This is a genomic window from Escherichia sp. Marseille-Q3837 (genome assembly GCF_916618735.1).
Classification (GTDB): Bacteria; Pseudomonadota; Gammaproteobacteria; order Enterobacterales; family Enterobacteriaceae; genus Escherichia; species Escherichia ruysiae.
In genome coordinates this window covers 46,371-67,986 of the sequence record NZ_CAKAKC010000001.1, presented here as the reverse complement: position 1 = coordinate 67,986, position 21,616 = coordinate 46,371, and the positions used below count along the sequence as shown (strand labels likewise).

General features: G+C 52.5%; 15 protein-coding genes. 8 read left to right on the top strand and 7 right to left on the bottom strand.

All coding sequences use genetic code 11. From position 1 onward, the window contains the following. Positions 1-511 precede the first annotated feature (511 nt). From folK to thpR, 6 genes are all read right to left on the bottom strand, one after another. Positions 512-991, bottom strand: a complete 480-nt coding sequence (gene folK / locus LG381_RS00310; RefSeq protein ID WP_000215154.1) for a 2-amino-4-hydroxy-6-hydroxymethyldihydropteridine diphosphokinase — start codon at positions 989-991, stop codon at positions 512-514. Next, the gene (pcnB, locus tag LG381_RS00305; protein WP_204116109.1) at positions 988-2,385 is read right to left on the bottom strand and encodes a polynucleotide adenylyltransferase PcnB; all 1,398 of its coding nucleotides are present in this window, start codon (positions 2,383-2,385) and stop codon (positions 988-990) included. The genes folK and pcnB overlap by 4 nt, the downstream gene beginning before the upstream one ends. Positions 2,386-2,444: 59 nt before the next feature. Continuing rightward, positions 2,445-3,341, bottom strand: coding sequence for a tRNA glutamyl-Q(34) synthetase GluQRS (gene gluQRS, locus LG381_RS00300; protein WP_225761891.1), 897 nt, complete (start codon positions 3,339-3,341; stop codon positions 2,445-2,447). Between the two features lie 66 nt (positions 3,342-3,407). Then, positions 3,408-3,863 carry an RNA polymerase-binding protein DksA gene (dksA, locus tag LG381_RS00295; RefSeq protein WP_001155227.1) on the bottom strand — a complete coding sequence of 152 codons (456 nt, stop codon included), beginning with the start codon at positions 3,861-3,863 and terminating at the stop codon, positions 3,408-3,410. Positions 3,864-4,040: 177 nt separating this feature from the next. Further along, the gene (sfsA, locus tag LG381_RS00290; protein ID WP_000672746.1) at positions 4,041-4,745 is read right to left on the bottom strand and encodes a DNA/RNA nuclease SfsA; all 705 of its coding nucleotides are present in this window, start codon (positions 4,743-4,745) and stop codon (positions 4,041-4,043) included. A gap of 14 nt (positions 4,746-4,759) precedes the next feature. After that, positions 4,760-5,290: an RNA 2',3'-cyclic phosphodiesterase gene (gene thpR, locus LG381_RS00285; RefSeq protein ID WP_001294672.1), complete on the bottom strand. Its 531-nt coding sequence runs from the start codon at positions 5,288-5,290 to the stop codon at positions 4,760-4,762. Between the two features lie 73 nt (positions 5,291-5,363). Here thpR and hrpB point away from each other — a divergent pair, with 73 nt between their 5' ends. The 8 genes from hrpB (at position 5,364) to fhuB (ending at position 20,154) form a co-directional block, all read left to right on the top strand. Continuing rightward, positions 5,364-7,793, top strand: a complete 2,430-nt coding sequence (gene hrpB / locus LG381_RS00280; protein WP_225761890.1) for an ATP-dependent helicase HrpB — start codon at positions 5,364-5,366, stop codon at positions 7,791-7,793. A gap of 194 nt (positions 7,794-7,987) precedes the next feature. After that, positions 7,988-10,492, top strand: a complete 2,505-nt coding sequence (mrcB, locus tag LG381_RS00275) for a bifunctional glycosyl transferase/transpeptidase (RefSeq protein ID WP_000918200.1) — start codon at positions 7,988-7,990, stop codon at positions 10,490-10,492. Positions 10,493-10,817: 325 nt separating this feature from the next. Further along, positions 10,818-12,974, top strand: coding sequence for a DNA methyltransferase (locus LG381_RS00270; RefSeq protein WP_225761889.1), 2,157 nt, complete (start codon positions 10,818-10,820; stop codon positions 12,972-12,974). Next, positions 12,974-13,939, top strand: a complete 966-nt coding sequence (locus LG381_RS00265) for a hypothetical protein (RefSeq protein ID WP_000323819.1) — start codon at positions 12,974-12,976, stop codon at positions 13,937-13,939. Before LG381_RS00270 ends, LG381_RS00265 begins: the two co-directional genes overlap by 1 nt. 254 nt (positions 13,940-14,193) lie before the next feature. Further along, a complete protein-coding gene (gene fhuA, locus LG381_RS00260) occupies positions 14,194-16,437 on the top strand; it encodes a ferrichrome porin FhuA (RefSeq protein WP_000135208.1) in 2,244 nt (747 codons plus the stop codon). A gap of 50 nt (positions 16,438-16,487) precedes the next feature. Beyond that, positions 16,488-17,285, top strand: coding sequence for a Fe3+-hydroxamate ABC transporter ATP-binding protein FhuC (gene fhuC, locus LG381_RS00255; protein ID WP_225761888.1), 798 nt, complete (start codon positions 16,488-16,490; stop codon positions 17,283-17,285). Continuing rightward, positions 17,285-18,175 (top strand): Fe(3+)-hydroxamate ABC transporter substrate-binding protein FhuD, encoded by an 891-nt coding sequence (fhuD, locus tag LG381_RS00250; protein ID WP_225761887.1) that lies wholly within the window; start codon positions 17,285-17,287, stop codon positions 18,173-18,175. Before fhuC ends, fhuD begins: the two co-directional genes overlap by 1 nt. Continuing rightward, on the top strand, positions 18,172-20,154 hold the full coding sequence (fhuB, locus tag LG381_RS00245) for a Fe(3+)-hydroxamate ABC transporter permease FhuB (RefSeq protein ID WP_105290121.1): 1,983 nt from the start codon (positions 18,172-18,174) through the stop codon (positions 20,152-20,154). The genes fhuD and fhuB overlap by 4 nt, the downstream gene beginning before the upstream one ends. 34 nt (positions 20,155-20,188) lie before the next feature. On the opposite strand, the gene hemL is transcribed toward fhuB, so the two are convergent. Then, positions 20,189-21,469 (bottom strand): glutamate-1-semialdehyde 2,1-aminomutase, encoded by a 1,281-nt coding sequence (hemL, locus tag LG381_RS00240; RefSeq protein WP_000045244.1) that lies wholly within the window; start codon positions 21,467-21,469, stop codon positions 20,189-20,191. Positions 21,470-21,616 lie beyond the last annotated feature (147 nt).

Genomic DNA, 21,616 nt, shown 5'->3' with positions numbered 1-21,616 from the left:
CAATATAAGGATGAAAATAAAAATTGATGGTGTGAATGATTTGGGGTGATTTATTGATTTACCTTCACTTGCATTCATCATTTGAATAGCTATTTATTTTAGAGCAAGCGGTTAGGTGAGTATAAGAGTGTTTATAAGGGGGGGCTTGATTGTTAACTCATTGATTTTTTAATTTTATTATTTTTCTTGTGATTGATTGTGGTGTGTCATTTTTATTATATATATATTTTAGTGTGTCATTTTGTATGCATTAGTTTTTCTGTATTTACATATTAGATTATCTTAATATAAAGTTTAATATTATTAATATATACGTTAATTTTCATGTGTTTTTTTTGCCCATTTGTGCCTTTCTTGGGGGGATCTCACTTTTTTTTGATCTTAATTATCTAAAAGAAGAAAGGAATTTTAACCATAAAGATTATGACTGGCATATCAGAGGCAAGAACCAGATTACTGATGCGTATTTCACTACGCATACTAGCTTGAATAATTAGAAAGGGGAGGGTGATTACCAGCGTGGTAAGGGACAAGAAGCATTGCTCGTTAATAAACTTTGCAATGTCTCTCCATCAGGGAAAATTAATTCCGGCGCAATCTCAAACAGCGGCCACAGCATAAATCCACGATTTTTCATATCGTAGTGCGGAACGGTCAGGCGCTCGGTGTTAATCACCTGATTGCCAAACAACATAATGTCTAAATCGAGCGTGCGCGGCCCCCAGCGTTCGGCTTTACGGACGCGACCTTGCTGCAATTCAATACGCTGTGTGTGATTGAGTAACTCTTCGGGCGCGAGTGCGGTTTCCAGCGCCACGGCGGCGTTGAGGTAATCAGGTTGATCCTGCGGCCCCAGCGGAGGGGTGCGGTAAAACGAAGAAACGGCAAGAATGCAGCTTTCAGGGATATCACCGATTGCTTTCACGGCAGCATTGACCTGCTCCAGTGGAGAGGCCAGATTGCTGCCTATGGCAATATACGCCACTGTCATGCGGTGCCCTCACGACGCGGCGCGCGTTTGCGTGGGCGACGAGTACGACGACGCGTTGACGGTTCCTCGTCCAGTTCGTTAAGCATCCCTTTTTGATCCGGCGGCGCGGAAACCTGGAACTCACCCCACCATTTCACCAGACGTTGCAGTTCAGCGTTACGCTCAACTTCAGCTCGCAAGGCCAACAGGTCGTAAGCCGCACGGAACTTAGGATGCTCCAGCAGCTTCCACGCACGTTTACCCTGACGACGAGACATACGCAACTGTAGCTGCCAGATGTCGCGCGTTAAGGTAGTAAGACGTTTCGGGATCGCCAGTGAACGGCAGGCTTCGTCCAGCACATCGTTCATCGCCAGTGCGAAAGCGTCGTGATAGGTCAGGCCACTCTCCTGAGCGATCTTCTGTGCCGTCTCCAGCAGCGGATACCAGAACATGGCGGCAAACAAGAACGCCGGGTTCACACGCATATCGTTATGGATACGCGTGTCGGTATTCTTCAGTACCTGCTCAATAATGCGCTCCATCGGACTGTCGCCATTTTCCGTGAAGTAACGGGTAATGGTCGGGAACAGCGGCTGGAACAGATGATATTCACACAGCAGTTTATAGGTTTCGTAACCGTATCCCGCTTGTAGCAGTTTAAGAGACTCTTCAAACAGGCGTGCCGGAGGAATATCGTTCAATAAGGTAGCGAGGCGGGGGATCGGTTCTGCGGTTTCTGGGCTGATGCGCATCCCCAGTTTTGCAGCAAAACGTACCGCGCGCAGCATCCGTACCGGATCTTCACGGTAGCGCGTTTCCGGATTACCAATCAGACGGATAACGCCGTCTTTCAGATCCTTCATGCCGCCAACGTAATCGCGAACGGTAAAATCCGCGACGCTGTAATACAGGCTGTTGATAGTGAAATCGCGGCGCTGGGCGTCTTCTTCGATGGAACCGAAAATGTTGTCGCGTAGCAACATGCCGTTTTGCCCGCGTTGGGAGGTTGTGCGGTCGCTGACGTTACCTTCGTGGTGTCCACGGAAGGTTGCGACTTCGATAATCTCCGGGCCAAACATCACATGAGCAAGACGGAAACGGCGACCCACCAGGCGGCAGTTACGGAATAGTTTACGCACCTGCTCAGGCGTAGCGTTGGTGGTCACGTCAAAATCTTTCGGCTTTTTGCCAAGTAACAGGTCGCGCACGCCGCCGCCAACCAGCCAGGCTTCGTATCCCGCTTTATTGAGCCTGTACATTACCTTCAGGGCATTTTCACTGATATCTTTGCGGGAGATAGCATGTTGCTCACGCGGGATCACCGTTACCTGGGGACGGGCGGCAGCCTGTTCAGCTTCGCTTTCCTCGCGGCTTAGCACCTTGCGGCAAAAATTAGCGACTCGGGTAAAAATAGTACACCTCGGTAGTGTCAAACATCATTCAGGACAAAAAAATAGCGGCTAATCATAGCTCAGCATGACGCATTTGAGAATGTTGAATTTACAATTGCCGACTCAGGCACGGCGGTAAGCCGCCAGTTTTTGACGGCTGACTGAAGGATTTGCTCGACGCTGAAATCCTGCCAGTGTGTTTCTGTCTGCTGACCCAAAAATTGAAGCGCGGCGATTAACACCGGGCGCGGATCGCCTTTCGGTAACGCAGGCGCATGATTCTGCTTGGAAAGTTTAGCGCCTTGTGCGTTAAGTGCCAGCGGCAAATGAATGTAATCTGGCACTTGCCAGTCAAAAAGCTGGTACAGCGAGATTTGTCGCACCGTCGGTTCGATCAAATCTGCGCCACGGACAATTTCTGTCACGCCCTGGAAGTGATCGTCAACCACCACCGCCAGGTTATAGGCGAACAAACCATCACGGCGATGAATAATAAAATCTTCCCGCGCCAGTTTTTCGTCGGCGTGAATAATACCGCGCAACTGATCGGTAAACTGGGTGACCGGATGCTGCTGGCGGATGCGTACTGCGGCGTTTTCTGAACCATGATGTAATTCACGGCAATGACCGTCGTAAATACCGCCAATGCTGTGAATACGCGCACGCGTACAGGTGCAGTAATAACTTAGCCCTTGCTCACGTAACCAGGCGAGTGCTTCGTGATAGGCGTCATGACGTTGCGATTGCCAGAGAACATCGCCGTCCCAGTGCAGACCGTAATGTTCCAGCTGGCGCAGGATTGTCTCTGCGGCACCGGGAACTTCACGAGGCGGGTCGATATCTTCAATACGAACCAGCCAGCGACCTTGCCGGGCGCGTGCCTGTAGATAACTGCCAAGCGCGGCAATCAGAGAGCCAAAATGAAGCTCGCCGGAAGGAGAGGGGGCGAAGCGACCAATATAGTGTGTGTCTGTCATCTCGTTGAACAAAAAATAAGGCGGGAGCATTTCCCGCCTGTGGTAAACGTGATGGAACGGCTGTAATTAGCCAGCCATCTGTTTTTCGCGAATTTCAGCCAGCGTTTTGCAGTCGATGCACAGATCGGCTGTCGGGCGCGCTTCCAGACGACGAATACCAATTTCAACACCGCAGGATTCGCAGTAGCCGAAATCTTCGTCTTCCACTTTTTTCAGCGTCTTCTCGATCTTTTTGATCAGCTTACGCTCGCGATCGCGGTTACGCAGTTCGAGGCTGAACTCTTCTTCTTGGGCTGCACGGTCTACCGGATCCGGGAAGTTGGCTGCTTCATCCTGCATATGTGTAACGGTGCGATCGACTTCATCCCTGAGTTGATTACGCCATGCTTCCAGAATACGACGGAAGTGCGCCAGCTGGGCTTCATTCATATACTCTTCGCCCGGCTTCTCCTGATATGGTTCCACCCCAGCGATGGCGAGAATACTCAGGGACGATGTTTTACGGTTTTGCCCTTCTTGCATGTTGCTTCTCCTTAACACGCACTATCGATCCCCATGTTCGGGGGAAAAATGAGGCCGCTATAAATAGCAGATGCTTTTCCGGATAGCAATTATCTAAACGTAACACTTGACAACTGTGTGAGGAAAAGCGTATTTGCGCACGCGACCAGAATGTAAATTAACCAGTTACTTACTTTACTACAATGTAACCGGCAGTGATTTTTTAAGAGCCATGCCTTCAGCAGAAAGTTCCGCTTTATAAGCCAGAATTTCCACCCCCTTTTGTTGAGCCTCTGACAATAGTTGCGCGTATTTCTCATCGATGTGGCGCGCGGGTGAAAACCGTGTAATGGCTGAATGCAGCACGGCAAAAAAAATCACTGCACGCTGACCTTCAGCTGCTACGCTCATCAACTCCCGAAGATGTTTCTGACCTCGTTCAGTGACTGCATCGGGAAAGTATCCCTGTTCATTTTCCGCTAACGTAACCGATTTCACTTCAATATAGCAGTCAGGTCGAAACCTCGCCTGTAACATGAAGTCAATACGACTGCGCTCGGCGCCGTATTTTACTTCGCTTTTCAGCGAGCTATAGCCTGACAGTTCCGAAATATCCCCATTGAGGATAGCCTCTTTCGTCAATCTGTTTGCCCAAAGTGTATTGACGCAAATAAATGCACCGCTTTGGCTTTGGGTCAATTCCCAGGTGTGCGGATATTTCCGTTTTGTGTTGTCGGAAGTGGAATACCAGACGGTATCGCCAGGCGTTGCACAACCGGTCATCGCACCAGTATTAGGGCAGTGTAGCGTTAATTCGCGACCATCGGGTGTGATCACATCAGCTAAAAAGCGTTTATAACGCTGAACCAGCGTGGCGCGTTGTAGAGGGGGTGAAAATTTCATTGTGACAACCCTTGTTATTGCGTCAGTGTCCAGCGTTTTAGCGGCGTGTAGCGTGTACGCCCACGGGCAAACGAGGAGGCGTAAAGAGTGAACTCCGTCACCGTATATGACCAGTTAAAACCTGGCGGCGGGATTGTCACCGCCTCGCTGGCGTCGCGCAATAAGGTGATATGCGGATGAAACGGTCGATTGCTTTGAAAACAACCACTGCGGGCGGCCTGCGAACGGAGCATATTGGCTAACTGGATTAAGCCGCGCGGTGGCTGGCGCATCCCTAACCACACCACGCGCGAACGCAGCCACTGACCGGCGTCATCAAGCGTCAGAGTGAATCCCGGTTGACGAATCCGTCCGGCTAAAAGAGAAAGCGCCTTCTCTTTCTCTGCGCTCACTTCGCCTAAAAACGCCAGCGTCAGATGCAAATTTTCGGCGGCAACCGGACGCCCGGCTTCAGGCGGAAATTGTGCGGCGCGCCAGTGGATAATCTGCTCGCGAATTTCTGCGGGTAAGTCGATGGCAAAGAACAGCCGTTGCGGTTCAGACATGTGAGGTACTCGGTTATGAATTACCGCGATGCTACAATGTGGCGCGAAGAATGTTAACCCTCAGGAGCGTTTTGTGTCGTCGTTGCCCGTTGCTGCCGTCTTACCTGAATTACTTGCTGCTCTCGATACCGCACCGCAGGTGTTATTAAGCGCGCCGACCGGAGCCGGGAAATCGACCTGGTTGCCGCTGCAACTGCTGGCGCATCCAGGCATTAACGGAAAAATTATCCTGCTGGAGCCACGGCGTCTGGCGGCACGTAACGTTGCGCAACGACTGGCGGAGCTGCTTAACGAAAAGCCTGGTGACACGGTTGGCTACCGGATGCGTGCGCAAAACTGCGTGGGGCCGAATACCCGACTGGAAGTGGTTACGGAAGGCGTGCTGACGCGCATGATCCAACGCGACCCAGAGCTGAGCGGCGTCGGTATGGTGATCCTCGATGAATTTCACGAGCGTAGCTTGCAGGCGGATTTGGCGCTGGCACTATTGCTGGACGTGCAACAAGGGCTGCGCGATGACTTAAAACTGCTCATTATGTCGGCCACGCTGGATAACGATCGTTTGCAACAAATGCTGCCGCAAGCGCCGGTTATTGTTTCCGAAGGACGTTCGTATCCAGTAGAACGTCGCTATTTGCCGTTGTCCACACATCAACGCTTTGACGAGGCTGTCGCGGTTGCTACCGCCGAATTGCTGCGTCAGGAAAGCGGATCATTACTCTTATTTTTACCCGGCGTCGGAGAAATTCAGCGCGTTCAGGAACAACTGTCTTCGCGCATCGGCAGTGATGTGTTGCTCTGCCCGCTGTATGGCGCGTTGTCGCTGAACGATCAGCGAAAAGCGATCCTTCCGGCACCGCAAGGAATGCGTAAAGTGGTGCTGGCAACCAATATCGCTGAAACCAGTTTAACCATCGAAGGTATTCGCCTGGTGGTGGATTGTGCCCAGGAGCGTGTAGCGCGCTTTGATCCGCGCACGGGGCTTACGCGATTGATTACTCAACGCGTTAGTCAGGCATCAATGACGCAACGCGCCGGGCGTGCCGGGCGTCTGGAACCGGGTATCTGTCTGCATTTAATCGCCAAAGAACAAGCAGAACGCGCTGCCGCGCAAAGTGAACCGGAGATCTTACAAAGCGATCTCTCCGGCTTGCTGATGGAATTACTGCAATGGGGATGCAGCGATCCGGCGCAGATGAGTTGGCTTGATCAACCGCCAGCGGTGAATCTACAGGCCGCGAAACGCCTGTTAGGGATGCTGGGGGCACTGGACGGCGAACGGCTTAGTGCGCAAGGGCAAAAAATGGCGACACTGGGTAACGATCCACGTTTAGCGGCAATGCTGGTGAGCGCGAAGAGCGACGACGAAGCCGCAACCGCCGCAAAAATTGCTGCCATTCTCGAAGAGCCGCCACGGATGGGGAATAGCGATCTGGGTGTGGCGTTTTCGTGCAATCAACCGGCCTGGCAGCAACGCAGTCAACAGCTATTAAAACGCTTAAATGTGCGTGGCGGCGAGGCAGACAGTTCGCTTATCGCGCCGTTACTTGCTGAGGCGTTTGCCGATCGCATTGCTCGTCGTCGTGGGCAAGAAGGGCGCTATCAGCTGGCGAACGGCATGGGAGCGATGCTGGACACCGATGATGCCTTAAGCCGCCATGAATGGCTGGTCGCACCGTTATTATTGCAGGGCAGCGCCTCGCCGGATGCGCGAATTTTACTGGCGCTACCGGTCGATATCGATGAGTTAATACAGCGTTGTCCGCAGCTATTACGGCAGTCTGATACCGTTGAATGGGACGATGTGCAAGGCACACTAAAAGCCTGGCGTCGGTTGCAGATTGGTCAGCTCACAGTAAAAGTACAGCCGCTGGCGAAACCGTCGGAAGATGAATTACATCATGCAATGCTCAACGGTATTCGCGATAAAGGTCTCAGTGTACTTAACTGGACACCGGAAGCGGAACAGCTACGTTTGCGTTTGCTGTGTGCTGCGAAGTGGCTACCGGAATATGACTGGCCAGCGGTTGATGAGGCAAATTTGCTGGCGACGCTGGAAGCGTGGTTGTTGCCACATATGAGCGGTGTACATTCACTGCGTGGCCTGAAATCACTCGATATTTACCAGGCGCTGCGCGGATTACTTGATTGGGGAATGCAGCAACGGCTGGATAGTGAACTTCCTGCGCATTACACTGTGCCGACGGGAAGCCGGATCGCCATTCGTTATCATGAAGATAACCCTCCTGCGCTGGCGGTGAGAATGCAGGAGATGTTTGGCGAGGCCACCAATCCGACGATTGCCCAGGGGCGCGTGCCGCTGGTGCTGGAGTTGCTTTCACCCGCCCAAAGGCCGCTGCAAATCACGCGTGATTTAAGCGCCTTCTGGCAGGGGGCGTATCGCGAAGTGCAAAAAGAGATGAAAGGGCGTTATCCCAAACATGTCTGGCCGGATGACCCCGCCAACACCGCGCCGACGCGCCGGACGAAAAAGTATTCGTAAAACGGGTATGGGCAGTCCCCTCGCCCCTATGGGGAGAGGGATAGGGTGAGGGGTAATGTGCGCGCTGATGCCCTCACCCCGGCCCTCTCCCACAGGGAGAGGGAGAAAAGCAATTTTGAGAGATATCTTCTTCTGTCTTGCAACGGAAGAACAGAAAATCGGGCTTTTGCGCCTGAATATTGCGGAGAAAAAGTATGGCCGGGAATGACCGCGAGCCAATTGGACGCAAAGGGAAACCGACGCGTCCTGTCAAACAAAAGGTAAGCCGTCGTCGTTACGAAGATGACGATGATTATGATGACTATGAGGATGAAGAACCGATGCCGCGCAAAGGTAAGGGCAAAGGGCGTAAGCCTCGTGGTAAACGCGGCTGGCTCTGGCTGCTACTGAAACTGGGCATCGTATTTGCGGTGTTAATCGCCGTTTACGGGGTTTATCTCGATCAAAAAATTCGCAGCCGTATTGATGGCAAGGTCTGGCAATTGCCAGCGGCAGTTTATGGTCGGATGGTAAACCTTGAGCCAGACATGACTATCAGCAAGAACGAGATGGTGAAACTGTTAGAGGCGACCCAATATCGTCAGGTGTCGAAGATGACCCGTCCTGGCGAATTTACCGTGCAGGCTAACAGCATTGAGATGATCCGCCGTCCGTTTGATTTCCCGGATAGTAAAGAAGGGCAGGTGCGTGCGCGTCTGACCTTTGATGGCGATCATCTGGCGACGATCGTCAATATGGAGAACAACCGTCAGTTCGGTTTCTTCCGTCTTGATCCGCGTCTGATCACCATGATCTCCTCGCCAAACGGTGAGCAGCGTTTGTTTGTGCCGCGCAGTGGTTTCCCTGATTTGCTGGTGGATACTTTGCTGGCGACAGAAGACCGCCATTTCTACGAGCATGATGGGATCAGTCTCTACTCCATCGGACGTGCGGTGCTGGCAAATCTGACCGCAGGTCGCACGGTGCAGGGTGCGAGTACGCTGACGCAACAGTTGGTGAAAAACTTGTTCCTTTCCAGTGAGCGTTCTTACTGGCGTAAAGCGAACGAAGCTTATATGGCGCTGATCATGGATGCGCGTTACAGCAAAGACCGCATTCTTGAGCTGTATATGAACGAGGTGTATCTCGGTCAGAGCGGTGACAACGAAATCCGTGGTTTCCCGCTGGCGAGCCTGTACTACTTTGGTCGTCCGGTGGAAGAGTTGAGCCTTGACCAGCAGGCGCTGTTAGTCGGTATGGTGAAAGGCGCGTCAATTTACAACCCGTGGCGTAACCCAAAACTGGCACTGGAGCGACGTAATCTGGTGCTGCGATTGCTGCAACAACAGCAGATTATTGATCAAGAACTCTACGACATGTTGAGCGCGCGTCCGCTGGGCGTTCAGCCGCGCGGTGGGGTAATCTCTCCACAGCCTGCTTTTATGCAACTGGTACGTCAGGAGCTGCAGGCGAAACTGGGCGATAAAGTGAAAGATCTCTCCGGCGTGAAGATCTTCACAACCTTTGACTCGGTGGCTCAGGACGCGGCAGAAAAAGCTGCCGTGGAAGGTATTCCGGCACTGAAGAAACAGCGTAAGTTAAGTGATCTGGAAACGGCGATTGTGGTTGTTGACCGCTTTAGCGGTGAGGTTCGTGCCATGGTCGGTGGTTCGGAACCGCAGTTTGCGGGTTATAACCGTGCGATGCAGGCGCGTCGTTCGATTGGTTCACTGGCAAAACCAGCGACTTATCTGACGGCCTTAAGCCAGCCGAAAATCTATCGTCTGAACACGTGGATTGCCGACGCCCCCATCGCGCTGCGCCAGCCGAACGGTCAGGTCTGGTCACCGCAGAACGATGATCGTCGCTATAGCGAAAGCGGCAGAGTGATGCTGGTGGATGCGTTGACCCGTTCTATGAACGTGCCAACGGTAAATCTGGGGATGGCGCTGGGGCTGCCTGCGGTTACGGACACCTGGATTAAGCTGGGCGTGCCGAAAGATCAGCTGAATCCGGTTCCGGCTATGTTACTGGGGGCGTTGAACTTAACGCCAATCGAAGTGGCGCAGGCATTCCAGACTATCGCCAGCGGAGGTAACCGCGCACCGCTTTCTGCACTGCGTTCAGTGATTGCTGAAGATGGTAAAGTGCTCTATCAGAGTTTCCCGCAGGCGGAACGCGCTGTTCCGGCGCAGGCGGCGTATCTGACATTGTGGACCATGCAGCAGGTTGTACAACGCGGTACGGGTCGTCAGCTTGGGGCGAAATATCCAAATCTGCATCTGGCAGGGAAAACAGGGACTACCAACAACAACGTTGATACCTGGTTTGCGGGCATTGACGGCAGCACGGTGACCATCACCTGGGTTGGCCGCGATAACAACCAGCCAACTAAACTGTATGGCGCCAGTGGGGCGATGTCGATTTACCAGCGTTATCTGGCGAACCAGACGCCAACGCCGCTGAATCTTGTACCGCCGGAAGATATTGTGGATATGGGCGTGGACTACGACGGTAACTTTGTTTGCAGCGGTGGTATGAGAACCTTGCCAGTATGGACCAGCGATCCTGATTCGTTGTGCCAGCAAAGCGAGATTCAACAGCAGCCGTCGGGCAATCCGTTTGATCAGTCTTCTCAGCCGCAGCAACCTGCGCAACAGGAGCAGAAAGACAGCGACGGCGTAGCAGGCTGGATCAAGGACATGTTTGGCAGTAATTAACGTTCTCAGGCAGTAATGCGTTGATACTAATGGCAGGTTCTCTGTTGATACAGGGAACCTGCTAAATTTAGTGGGATGCAAATATCAGAAGAAATTGACCTGTTTAATATTCAACGCAATGAATTTAAATATTTTTTGCGTGAAACATTCTTCCTTTGATGCCAACAGACATCCTCTCAGAATAGTCGATGAAGCGTATCGACACAGCCTTTGCCGGACTTAATGAGAAAGCGAATCAAAAAGGTAAATAGTGAATGACTATAGCAGTGCACGCTAATGAGGTATCTCTCAACGTTGTTATTGGTATTAATGAGGGGGGCAAAAGATGATGCGCTCTGGTCAGCAAGAATCACATCCTGAGAATCACTATCAGGCATTATTGCAGGAAATTATGGCATTAAGTGGCCTGGATCCGAAAGGCGTGGCGCAGTATCTCGGCACTTCTTACATTTCAGTTGCTCGCTGGATTCGCGGGGATATTGAACCCAGTGCCGATACGATAAAAGAATTGCATGAGCTACTTGCGAAGCTCAATGCGGGTCTGGCGATCGATCTTGCGAATCTGAATACGACACGAACATTCGCCTCTCGTGGGATACGTAAAAAAACGACAGCCGACAAATATGAAGGCACGATTGTGCTGCGCGATGAGCCGAGGCTGCCTCTGCTCTCCCGACTTAAAAAAGGAGAACTTTGGGGCAATGGTGAATACCTGTTGGCTGAAATTCTTTCATCACATTCTGAAGCTGCGCAGACCGTGAAAGAGGCTGTGGCGGAGGGCGTTTCAGCAGGAAAGAATACGTATACTTATGACGCGCATACATATCACACCAAAGTTCCGCCTCAAGGGATTGCCCAGGTGCTGCAAAAATATTTGCCCGAAGGCGGACTGGTGCTTGATCCCTTTGCGGGAAGCGGTATGACAGGGGTCGCGGCACTGACGACCGGTCATGATGTCATTCTCAATGAACTGTCACCTGCAGCCAGTTTTATCGCTAATCGATTTACATCGCAATGCGATCCCGCTGCGCTCGCGGCGGCGGTAAAAGTAGTTACTGAGAGTCTGGAGGATCTGCGTAAAACCCTTTACACAACGCAATGCCGCACCTGTGGAAAAGAGGCGGAGTTGCTCTTTACTGTCTGGTCATACAAAGTCATTTGCAGTGAGTGTAGTAAGGAGTTTGTGCTTTGGGACGAATGCCGTAGCTACGGTAACACTGTGCGCGAACATAAATTTTTGCGCGAGTTCCCGTGCCCTTATTGTCATCATCAGGTCAAAAAATCGCGCCTTGCCCGAACGACGCCAGTGCCGGTTCTCGTGGGGTATAAATGCTGCGGTAAAGCTCAGTCCGAGGTGCCGCCTGTGGAGGCCGATCTTAAGCTCATTGCCGCAATTGACGCAGGCAAATATCTTGCTGAGGGGTTCATCCCGGATTTCGATCTACCAGATGGCGTGAATCTGGCACAGCCCAAGCGTCATGGCCTGACTAACATAAAGCATTTTTATACTGCCAGAAATCTGGCGGCGATGAGCCAGTTGTGGAAAGCGATTCATCGCGTTGAAGATACCAATATTGCCGCATTTCTCGGCTTTGTTTTCACTTCGCTCTATCAGCGTGTGACCCGGCTTTCTGAGTACCGTTTTTGGGGCGGCAGCGGTAATACGGCAAATTTTAATGTCCCGTATATTTTCAATGAAGCGAATATCTTTTTGACCTTCGAACGCAAGGCCAGATCAATTATTGATCACCTTGAAACCACGGCTAAAGCTTACGTTGGCCGTTGTCAGGTTAAAACGGGTTCCGCGACCGATCTTTCGTTTCTGCCGGATAATAGTGTTGATTTGATTTTCACCGATCCGCCGTTTGGAGCCAACATTAACTATAGCGAAATGAATATGTTGTGGGAGTCCTGGTTAATGTCCTATACGGATGCCACGGATGAAGCCATAGTTAATCGCGTACAAAAAAAGGATGCCAACAGATATCAGGAATTAATGACGCAGAGTCTGGCTGAAAGTTATCGTGTGCTAAGACCAGGACACTGGATGGTGTTGGTATTTATGAACTCTTCGGAGGACATCTGGAATCGTCTGCGTAATGCAGTGCTGGATGCTGGTTTTACCATTGAAAGGATCGATATTTTCGACAAGCAGCATGGTACGTTTAAGCAATTTGTTAGCGATAACACCGCAGGTGCTGATCTCATGCTGCATTGTCGTAAAGTTGAAAATGGCAACAAGCAGGAAGTGTCAACGGCGGAGGCGAAAACCATTTCAGTTAAGGAATTCCTGAGCCAGCGAAATGGTACGATCCCCGTGCTTCCTTATCTGCACGTTAAACGTGAGGCTGATATTGATTATCGCACTCTCTACAGCGAATATCTGGCTGAAAGTCTTTTACTGCATGGGAAAATGTTGGACTTCGCGACCTTCAGGTCTCAGGCAATTGCTCTTTTGGAAGGTAATAAGGATCCGTTGTAATGGCATACTTACAAGCATTTACTGATACTGAAAAGGTATTTGCTAAACGGTGGTTGGCAACTCAGGTTGCCGCCATGATGGGCAGAAAGCTGGAGGAAGGTGACTGGAGTCGCGTTTACTGCCTGGCAAAAAATATTCCTGATGGTGGCTGGAGCAATTTACATATTGATGTCAATTATCAGGGATTGGGGCTGGAGATGAAACTCTTGCGCATAGCAGGCCTGCGTGACAGACCGATCAAGTCAGTCTGCGGCACTACGCTTATGCACCCGGCTGCAACGCGTTCGATCCGTATTGATGATACCACTCGTGATGCTAACGACGTGATGCATGACGTCTTCCAGCAATACGCAGAGCTTATAGAACGTCGAACGCAAACGGTAAGAGATGCCGCACCTCATAAGACCCCTGATATGCGTACAGGCTGGCTACTATGGGAGGATAGTCTGACGGAATTCCTCTATTTTGAAGAGCGGATGATCCCGCCAAATCCGGAGCAGTACACAGCAGTATGGAATGTTACTCCAGCTAAAGGGGCACGTAAGGCCAGCAAAAGTTTGTGGATATATGACCGGGATACAAAGCAGAAACGCTATTCCGTGACGACCAGTGCGGGTATCAAGATCCAGCCATATTTTGACGTGCCGCTGCCGTCAGACGAGAATCTTTGCTATTTTCGTGTGCAGAGTGAACCGGTGAATGAAGAGATCGTCCGCATGTGGGTTTCTGCCTCCACCGCTCAGGCACTAAAAAGCCGTCTGGGTTCGCTCGACACTGCCACCATGAATGAAGCAATTTTCCGTGCCATTGAACAGAGTGAGAACAACACTCAGGCGCCGGAAGTTGATGAAGGACTGGCGGTTTCTATAGATATCAGTAAACAAGCGCACGTTCAGCTTGCGGAAGCCTGGGAGACCGTGAGCGATGAGCATCGCGCGCAGCTTCTTCTGAAAGCGTTATCCTGACGCGGCTTGTATAGACTGGGGAATAAATCACTACGCCTTGTGGAATGAATGAACACAGGGCGTAGATAAGTCAATATCAGTAACATCCCGCCTAAACAATTAACCCTTTCTTTTCATCTGATTGTTTATTGACCCTTCAGGGGCGCGCATATTGCGTACCGCTTGCGAACCCGTCAGCCTTTCGAATATTATCTTATCTTTATAATAATCATTCTCGTTTACGTTATCATTCACTTTACATCAGAGATATACCAATGGCGCGTTACAAAACTGCTCAGCCAAAACACTCGCTGCGTAAAATCGCAGTTGTAGTAGCCACAGCGGTTAGCGGCATGTCTGTTTATGCACAGGCAGCGGTTGAACCGAAAGAAGACACTATCACCGTTACCGCTGCACCTGCGCCGCAAGAAAGCGCATGGGGGCCGGCTGCAACTATTGCGGCGCGACAGTCCGCTACCGGCACCAAAACAGATACGCCGATTCAAAAAGTGCCACAGTCTATTTCTGTTGTGACCGCCGAAGAGATGGCGCTGCATCAGCCTAAGTCAGTAAAAGAGGCGCTCAGCTACACGCCAGGTGTCTCTGTTGGTACGCGTGGCGCATCCAACACCTATGACCACCTGATCATTCGCGGTTTTGCGGCAGAAGGCCAAAGCCAGAATAACTATCTGAATGGCCTGAAGTTGCAGGGCAACTTCTATAACGATGCGGTCATTGACCCGTATATGCTGGAACGCGCTGAAATTATGCGTGGTCCGGTCTCCGTGCTTTACGGTAAAAGCAGCCCTGGCGGCCTGTTGAACATGGTCAGCAAGCGTCCGACTACCGAACCGCTGAAAGAAGTTCAATTTAAAGCCGGTACTGACAGCCTGTTCCAGACTGGTTTTGACTTTAGCGATGCACTGGATGATGACGGCGTTTACTCTTATCGCCTGACCGGTCTTGCGCGTTCTGCCAATGCTCAGCAGAAAGGGTCAGAAGAGCAGCGTTATGCTATTGCACCGGCGTTCACCTGGCGTCCGGACGATAAAACCAATTTCACCTTCCTTTCTTACTTCCAGAACGAGCCGGAAACCGGTTATTACGGCTGGTTGCCGAAAGAGGGAACCGTTGAGCCGCTGCCAAATGGTAAGCGTCTGCCGACGGACTTTAACGAAGGGGCGAAGAACAACACCTATTCTCGTAATGAGAAGATGGTGGGCTACAGCTTCGACCACGAATTTAACGATACCTTTACCGTGCGTCAGAACCTGCGCTTTGCGGAAAACAAAACCTCGCAAAACAGCGTTTATGGTTACGGTGTCTGCTCCGATCCGGCGAATGCTTACAGCCAACAATGTGCGGCATTAGCGCCAGCGGACAAAGGCCATTATCTGGCGCGTAAATATGTCGTTGATGATGAGAAGCTGCAAAACTTCTCTGTTGATACCCAGCTGCAGAGCAAATTTGCCACTGGCGATATTGACCACACCCTGCTGACGGGTGTTGATTTCATGCGTATGCGTAACGACATCAACGCCTGGTTTGGTTACGACGACTCCGTACCGCTGCTCGATCTGTACAATCCGGTGAATACCGATTTCGATTTCAATGCGAAAGATCCGGCAAACTCCGGCCCTTACCGCATTCTGAATAAGCAGAAGCAAACGGGTATTTACGTTCAGGATCAGGCGCAGTGGGATAAAGTTCTGGTCACCCTGGGCGGTCGTTATGACTGGGCGGATCAAGAATCTCTTAACCGCGTTGCCGGGACGACCGATAAACGTGATGACAAACAGTTTACCTGGCGTGGTGGTGTTAACTACCTGTTTGATAATGGCGTAACACCTTACTTCAGTTATAGCGAATCGTTTGAACCTTCTTCCCAGGTCGGAAAGGATGGTAATATTTTCGCACCGTCTAAAGGTAAGCAGTACGAAGTCGGCGTGAAATATGTACCGGAAGATCGCCCAATTGTGGTGACGGGTGCACTGTATAATCTCACCAAAACCAATAACCTGATGGCGGACCCTGAGGGTTCCTTCTTCTCGGTTGAAGGTGGCGAGATCCGCGCACGTGGCGTAGAAATCGAAGCAAAAGCGGCATTGTCGGCGAGTGTTAACGTGGTGGGTTCTTATACCTACACCGATGCGGAATACACCACCGATACTACCTACAAAGGCAATACGCCTGCGCAGGTGCCAAAACACATGGCTTCTCTGTGGGCTGACTACACCTTCTTTGACGGCCCGCTTTCAGGTCTGACGCTGGGCACCGGTGGTCGTTATACAGGCTCCAGCTATGGTGATCCGGCTAACTCCTTTAAAGTGGGAAGTTATACGGTCGTGGATGCGTTAGTGCGTTATGATCTGGCGCGAGTCGGTATGGCTGGCTCCAACGTGGCGCTGCATGTTAACAACCTGTTCGATCGTGAATACGTCGCCAGCTGCTTTAACACTTATGGCTGCTTCTGGGGCGCAGAACGTCAGGTCGTTGCAACCGCAACCTTCCGTTTCTAATTTCTCTTTTGGGGCACGGATTTCCGTGCCCGTTTCACAAGTTGGCTGTTATGCAGGAATACACGAATCATTCCGATACCACTTTTGCACTGCGTAATATCTCCTTTCGTGTGCCTGGGCGCACGCTTTTGCATCCGCTGTCGTTAACCTTTCCTGCCGGGAAAGTGACCGGTCTGATTGGTCACAACGGTTCCGGTAAATCCACGTTACTGAAAATGCTCGGTCGTCATCAGCCGCCGTCGGAAGGTGAAATTCTTCTTGATGCCCAGCCGCTGGAAAGCTGGAGCAGCAAAGCGTTCGCCCGCAAAGTGGCTTATTTGCCGCAGCAGCTTCCTCCGGCAGAAGGGATGACGGTGCGTGAACTGGTGGCGATTGGTCGTTACCCGTGGCATGGCGCGCTGGGGCGCTTTGGCGCGGCAGATCGCGAAAAGGTCGAGGAAGCTATCTCGCTGGTTGGCTTAAAACCGCTGGCGCAGCGGCTGGTCGATAGTCTCTCTGGCGGCGAGCGTCAGCGGGCATGGATCGCCATGCTGGTGGCGCAGGATAGCCGCTGTCTGTTGCTGGACGAACCGACCTCGGCGCTGGATATCGCCCACCAGGTTGACGTACTGGCGCTGGTGCATCGTTTAAGTCAGGAGCGTGGCCTGACGGTCATTGCCGTGCTGCACGATATCAATATGGCTGCGCGTTACTGTGATTATCTGGTCGCCCTGCGCGGCGGTGAAATGATTGCTCAGGGAACGCCTGCGGAAATTATGTGCGGCGAAACCCTCGAAATGATTTATGGCATCCCGATGGGTATTTTGCCGCATCCGGCGGGTGCTGCACCTGTGAGTTTTGTTTATTGATGAGCGGCTTATCTCTTATTTCGCGCCGCCGACTGTTAACGGCGATGGCGCTTTCTCCGTTGTTATGGCAGATGAATACCGCCCGTGCGGCGGCTATTGATCCCAATCGTATTGTGGCACTGGAGTGGTTGCCGGTGGAGTTACTACTGGCGCTCGGCATCGTGCCTTACGGCGTGGCGGATACCATCAACTATCGACTGTGGGTCAGCGAGCCACCATTGCCGGAGTCAGTGATTGACGTTGGTTTGCGTACAGAACCTAACCTCGAACTGCTGACCGAAATGAAACCGTCGTTTATGGTCTGGTCGGCGGGATATGGTCCTTCACCAGAAATGTTGGCTCGTATTGCGCCGGGTCGCGGATTTAACTTCAGCGACGGCAAACAGCCATTGGCGATGGCGCGTAAATCGCTGACGGAAATGGCAGATTTACTTAACCTGCAAAGTGCAGCGGAAACGCATTTAGCGCAATATGAAGACTTTATCCGCAGCATGAAACCCCGCTTTGTAAAGCGAGGAGCGCGTCCGTTACTGCTGACGACGCTTATCGATTCGCGCCATATGTTGGTCTTCGGTCCAAACAGCTTATTCCAGGAAATTCTCGATGAGTACGGCATCCCAAATGCCTGGCAAGGGGAAACCAACTTTTGGGGCAGTACCGCCGTCAGTATCGATCGTCTGGCAGCCTATAAAGATGTTGATGTGCTCTGTTTTGATCACGACAACAGCAAAGACATGGACGCGTTAATGGCGACGCCGCTGTGGCAGGCAATGCCGTTTGTCCGTGCCGGACGCTTTCAGCGCGTACCCGCCGTCTGGTTCTATGGTGCGACGCTCTCGGCAATGCATTTTGTGCGTATTCTGGATAACGCCATCGGAGGTAAAGCGTGAGTAAACGAATTGCGCTTTTCCCGGCGTTATTACTGGCGCTGCTGGTGATTGCCGCTGCGGCGTTGACCTGGATGAACTTCTCGCAGGCGCTGCCGCGTAGTCAGTGGGCGCAGGCTGCCTGGTCGCCGGATATCGATGTCATTGAACAGATGATTTTTCACTACAGCTTGCTGCCGCGTCTGGCTATTTCGCTGTTGGTTGGCGCAGGTCTGGGGCTGGTGGGCGTGCTGTTTCAGCAAGTGTTGCGTAACCCTTTGGCAGAACCGACCACGCTGGGCGTCGCAACGGGCGCGCAACTGGGAATTACCGTCACCACGCTCTGGGCGATCCCCGGCGCGATGGCGAGCCAGTTTGCCGCGTTGGCAGGGGCTTGTGTCGTTGGCTTAATTGTCTTTGGCGTCGCGTGGGGCAAGCGCCTTTCGCCGGTAACGCTGATCCTCGCGGGTCTGGTGGTGAGCCTTTATTGCGGGGCAATCAATCAGTTACTGGTTATCTTCCATCACGACCAACTGCAAAGCATGTTCCTGTGGAGTACAGGAACGCTGACGCAAACCGACTGGGGCGGCGTTGAGCGTTTATGGCCGCAGTTGCTGGGCGGTGTGATGCTGACGTTGCTGCTACTTCGTCCATTAACCCTGATGGGGCTTGATGATGGCGTGGCGCGCAATCTCGGGCTGGCCTTGTCGCTCGCGCGTCTGGCGGCGCTGTCGCTAGCGATTGTCATCAGTGCTCTGCTGGTGAACGCGGTAGGGATTATCGGTTTTATCGGGTTGTTCGCACCACTGCTGGCGAAAATGCTGGGGGCGCGGCGTTTGCTGCCACGGTTGATGCTGGCGTCGCTGATTGGTGCGCTGATCCTCTGGCTTTCCGATCAAATCATCCTCTGGCTGACTCGCGTGTGGATGGAAGTTTCCACCGGTTCGGTCACTGCGCTCATCGGTGCGCCGCTGCTGTTGTGGCTGCTGCCGCGTTTACGCAGCATTAGTGCGCCAGATATGAAGGTGAACGATCGTGTCGCGACTGAACGCCAACATGTGCTGGCGTTTGCCCTCGCTGGCGGCGTGCTGCTGTTGATTGCTGTGGTTGTGGCGTTGTCGTTTGGTCGTGATGCGCACGGCTGGACGTGGGCGAGCGGGGCGCTGCTTGATGATTTAATGCCCTGGCGCTGGCCACGAATTATGGCAGCACTGTTTGCGGGCGTCATGCTGGCGGTGGCGGGCTGCATTATTCAGCGGTTGACCGGAAACCCGATGGCAAGCCCGGAAGTGCTGGGGATTAGCTCCGGCGCGGCGTTTGGCGTAGTGTTGATGCTGTTTCTGGTGCCGGGCAACGCCTTTGGCTGGCTGTTGCCTGCGGGAAGTCTTGGCGCGGCGGTGACGCTGTTGATCATTATGATCGCCGCCGGACGCGGTGGATTTTCCCCACACCGCATGTTACTGGCGGGGATGGCGTTAAGCACCGCGTTCACCATGCTTTTGATGATGTTGCAGGCGAGTGGTGACCCGCGAATGGCGCAAGTGCTGACCTGGATTTCCGGTTCGACCTACAACGCGACCGATGCACAGGTCTGGCGCACAGGAATTGTGATGGTGATTTTGCTGGCGATTACCCCGCTGTGCCGCCGCTGGCTGACCATTTTACCGCTGGGTGGTGATACCGCACGAGCTGTGGGAATGGCGCTGACGCCGACGCGAATTGCGTTGCTGCTGTTAGCGGCTTGCCTGACAGCGACCGCGACGATGACTATTGGACCGTTGAGTTTTGTTGGTCTGATGGCACCGCATATCGCGCGGATGATGGGCTTTCGACGAACGATGCCGCATATTGTGATTTCGGCGCTGGTGGGAGGTTTGCTGCTGGTATTCGCTGACTGGTGTGGGCGGATGGTGCTGTTTCCGTTCCAGATCCCAGCGGGGTTGCTATCGACGTTTATTGGCGCGCCGTACTTTATCTATTTGTTGAGAAAGCAGAGCCGTTAATTGAATGCCTCGCCCGGTGGGCGAGGCAAAATCATCACAACTTCGCAAACACCCGACGCGCAGCATCGATGGTGTTATTGATATCTTCCATGCTGTGCGCCACAGACATAAAACCCGCTTCAAACGCTGACGGTGCCAGATATACACCTTCATCCAGCATCATATGGAAGAAACGCTTAAAGCGTTCCACGTCACAGGCCATCACGTCCTGGTAGCACGTCACGGACTCGGCGTCGGTAAAGAAAATACCGAACATGCCGCCAACATGGTTAACGACCAGCGGAATTCCCGCTTCTTCTGCCGCTTCCAGCAGACCTTCCGCCAGACGCGTGGTTAACTCATTCAGCGTTTCGTGAATGCCCGGCTGCGCGACTTCATTCAGACAGGCGAAACCTGCTGCCATCGCAATTGGGTTACCGGAAAGCGTACCAGCCTGATAGACCGGGCCGGTCGGAGCCAGTGCATCCATTACATCACGACGACCGCCGAATGCGCCTACTGGCATCCCACCGCCGATGATTTTGCCCAGGCAGGTGAGATCCGGCACCACGCCGTAATAATCCTGTGCGCCTGCCAGCGCCACGCGGAAACCGGTCATAACTTCATCGATGATCAGCAACGCGCCAAACTCGTCACACAGCGCGCGCAGACCCGGCAGGAACTCTGGCAGCGGAGGAACACAGTTCATGTTGCCTGCCACTGGCTCGACGATAATGCAGGCAATCTCTTGCGGATACTGTTCAAACGCGGCGCGTACAGACGCCAGATCGTTATAGGTACAGGTTAAGGTATGTTTGGCGAAATCTGCCGGAACGCCCGGAGAGTTTGGCTGACCTAACGTGAGCGCGCCAGAACCGGCTTTCACCAGCAGGCAGTCAGCGTGGCCGTGGTAACAACCTTCGAATTTAATGATTTTGTCGCGACCGGTAAAACCACGCGCCAGGCGGATGGCGCTCATCGTTGCTTCGGTGCCAGAGTTCACCATGCGCACCATATCCATCGTCGGCACGAGTTCGGTCACCAGCTCCGCCATTTTTACTTCCATTTCGGTCGGCGCACCAAAGCTCAGACCACGTTCAGCGGCTTCAATCACTGCATTGCGGATCGCCGGATGATTATGACCCAGCACCATCGGCCCCCAGGAACCGACATAATCGATATAGGCTTTGCCATCAACGTCGTACAGATAAGCGCCGTCCGCTTTTTCGATAAACAGTGGAGTACCGCCCACGCCGGTAAAGGCGCGAACAGGAGAGTTCACACCGCCAGGGATCAGCTCGCGCGCTGCGCTGTATAGGTTTTCAGACTTACTCATGGAGGGTTCCTGATTCGTAGAAAAAGTGAATGGCTGCTATTCTATGTTATTCATAACAAGTTAAATACTCGTCAAACATCAGGTTGCTTATACTGCTGCAACCTGGATTTCTAAGAGTATAAAAGTTTTGGGTATTTGAAACATTAC

Excerpts from the sequence above, each read along its gene's own strand:
- folK (WP_000215154.1), bottom strand. The coding sequence starts at position 991 with ATGACAGTGGCGTATATTGCCATAGGCAGCAATCTGGCCTCTCCACTG.
- gluQRS (WP_225761891.1), bottom strand. The coding sequence starts at position 3,341 with ATGACAGACACACACTATATTGGTCGCTTCGCCCCCTCTCCTTCCGGC.
- dksA (WP_001155227.1), bottom strand. The coding sequence starts at position 3,863 with ATGCAAGAAGGGCAAAACCGTAAAACATCGTCCCTGAGTATTCTCGCC.
- sfsA (WP_000672746.1), bottom strand. The coding sequence starts at position 4,745 with ATGAAATTTTCACCCCCTCTACAACGCGCCACGCTGGTTCAGCGTTAT.
- thpR (WP_001294672.1), bottom strand. The coding sequence starts at position 5,290 with ATGTCTGAACCGCAACGGCTGTTCTTTGCCATCGACTTACCCGCAGAA.
- mrcB (WP_000918200.1), top strand. The coding sequence starts at position 7,988 with ATGGCCGGGAATGACCGCGAGCCAATTGGACGCAAAGGGAAACCGACG.
- LG381_RS00270 (WP_225761889.1), top strand. The coding sequence starts at position 10,818 with ATGATGCGCTCTGGTCAGCAAGAATCACATCCTGAGAATCACTATCAG.
- LG381_RS00265 (WP_000323819.1), top strand. The coding sequence starts at position 12,974 with ATGGCATACTTACAAGCATTTACTGATACTGAAAAGGTATTTGCTAAA.
- fhuA (WP_000135208.1), top strand. The coding sequence starts at position 14,194 with ATGGCGCGTTACAAAACTGCTCAGCCAAAACACTCGCTGCGTAAAATC.
- fhuC (WP_225761888.1), top strand. The coding sequence starts at position 16,488 with ATGCAGGAATACACGAATCATTCCGATACCACTTTTGCACTGCGTAAT.
- fhuD (WP_225761887.1), top strand. The coding sequence starts at position 17,285 with ATGAGCGGCTTATCTCTTATTTCGCGCCGCCGACTGTTAACGGCGATG.
- hemL (WP_000045244.1), bottom strand. The coding sequence starts at position 21,469 with ATGAGTAAGTCTGAAAACCTATACAGCGCAGCGCGCGAGCTGATCCCT.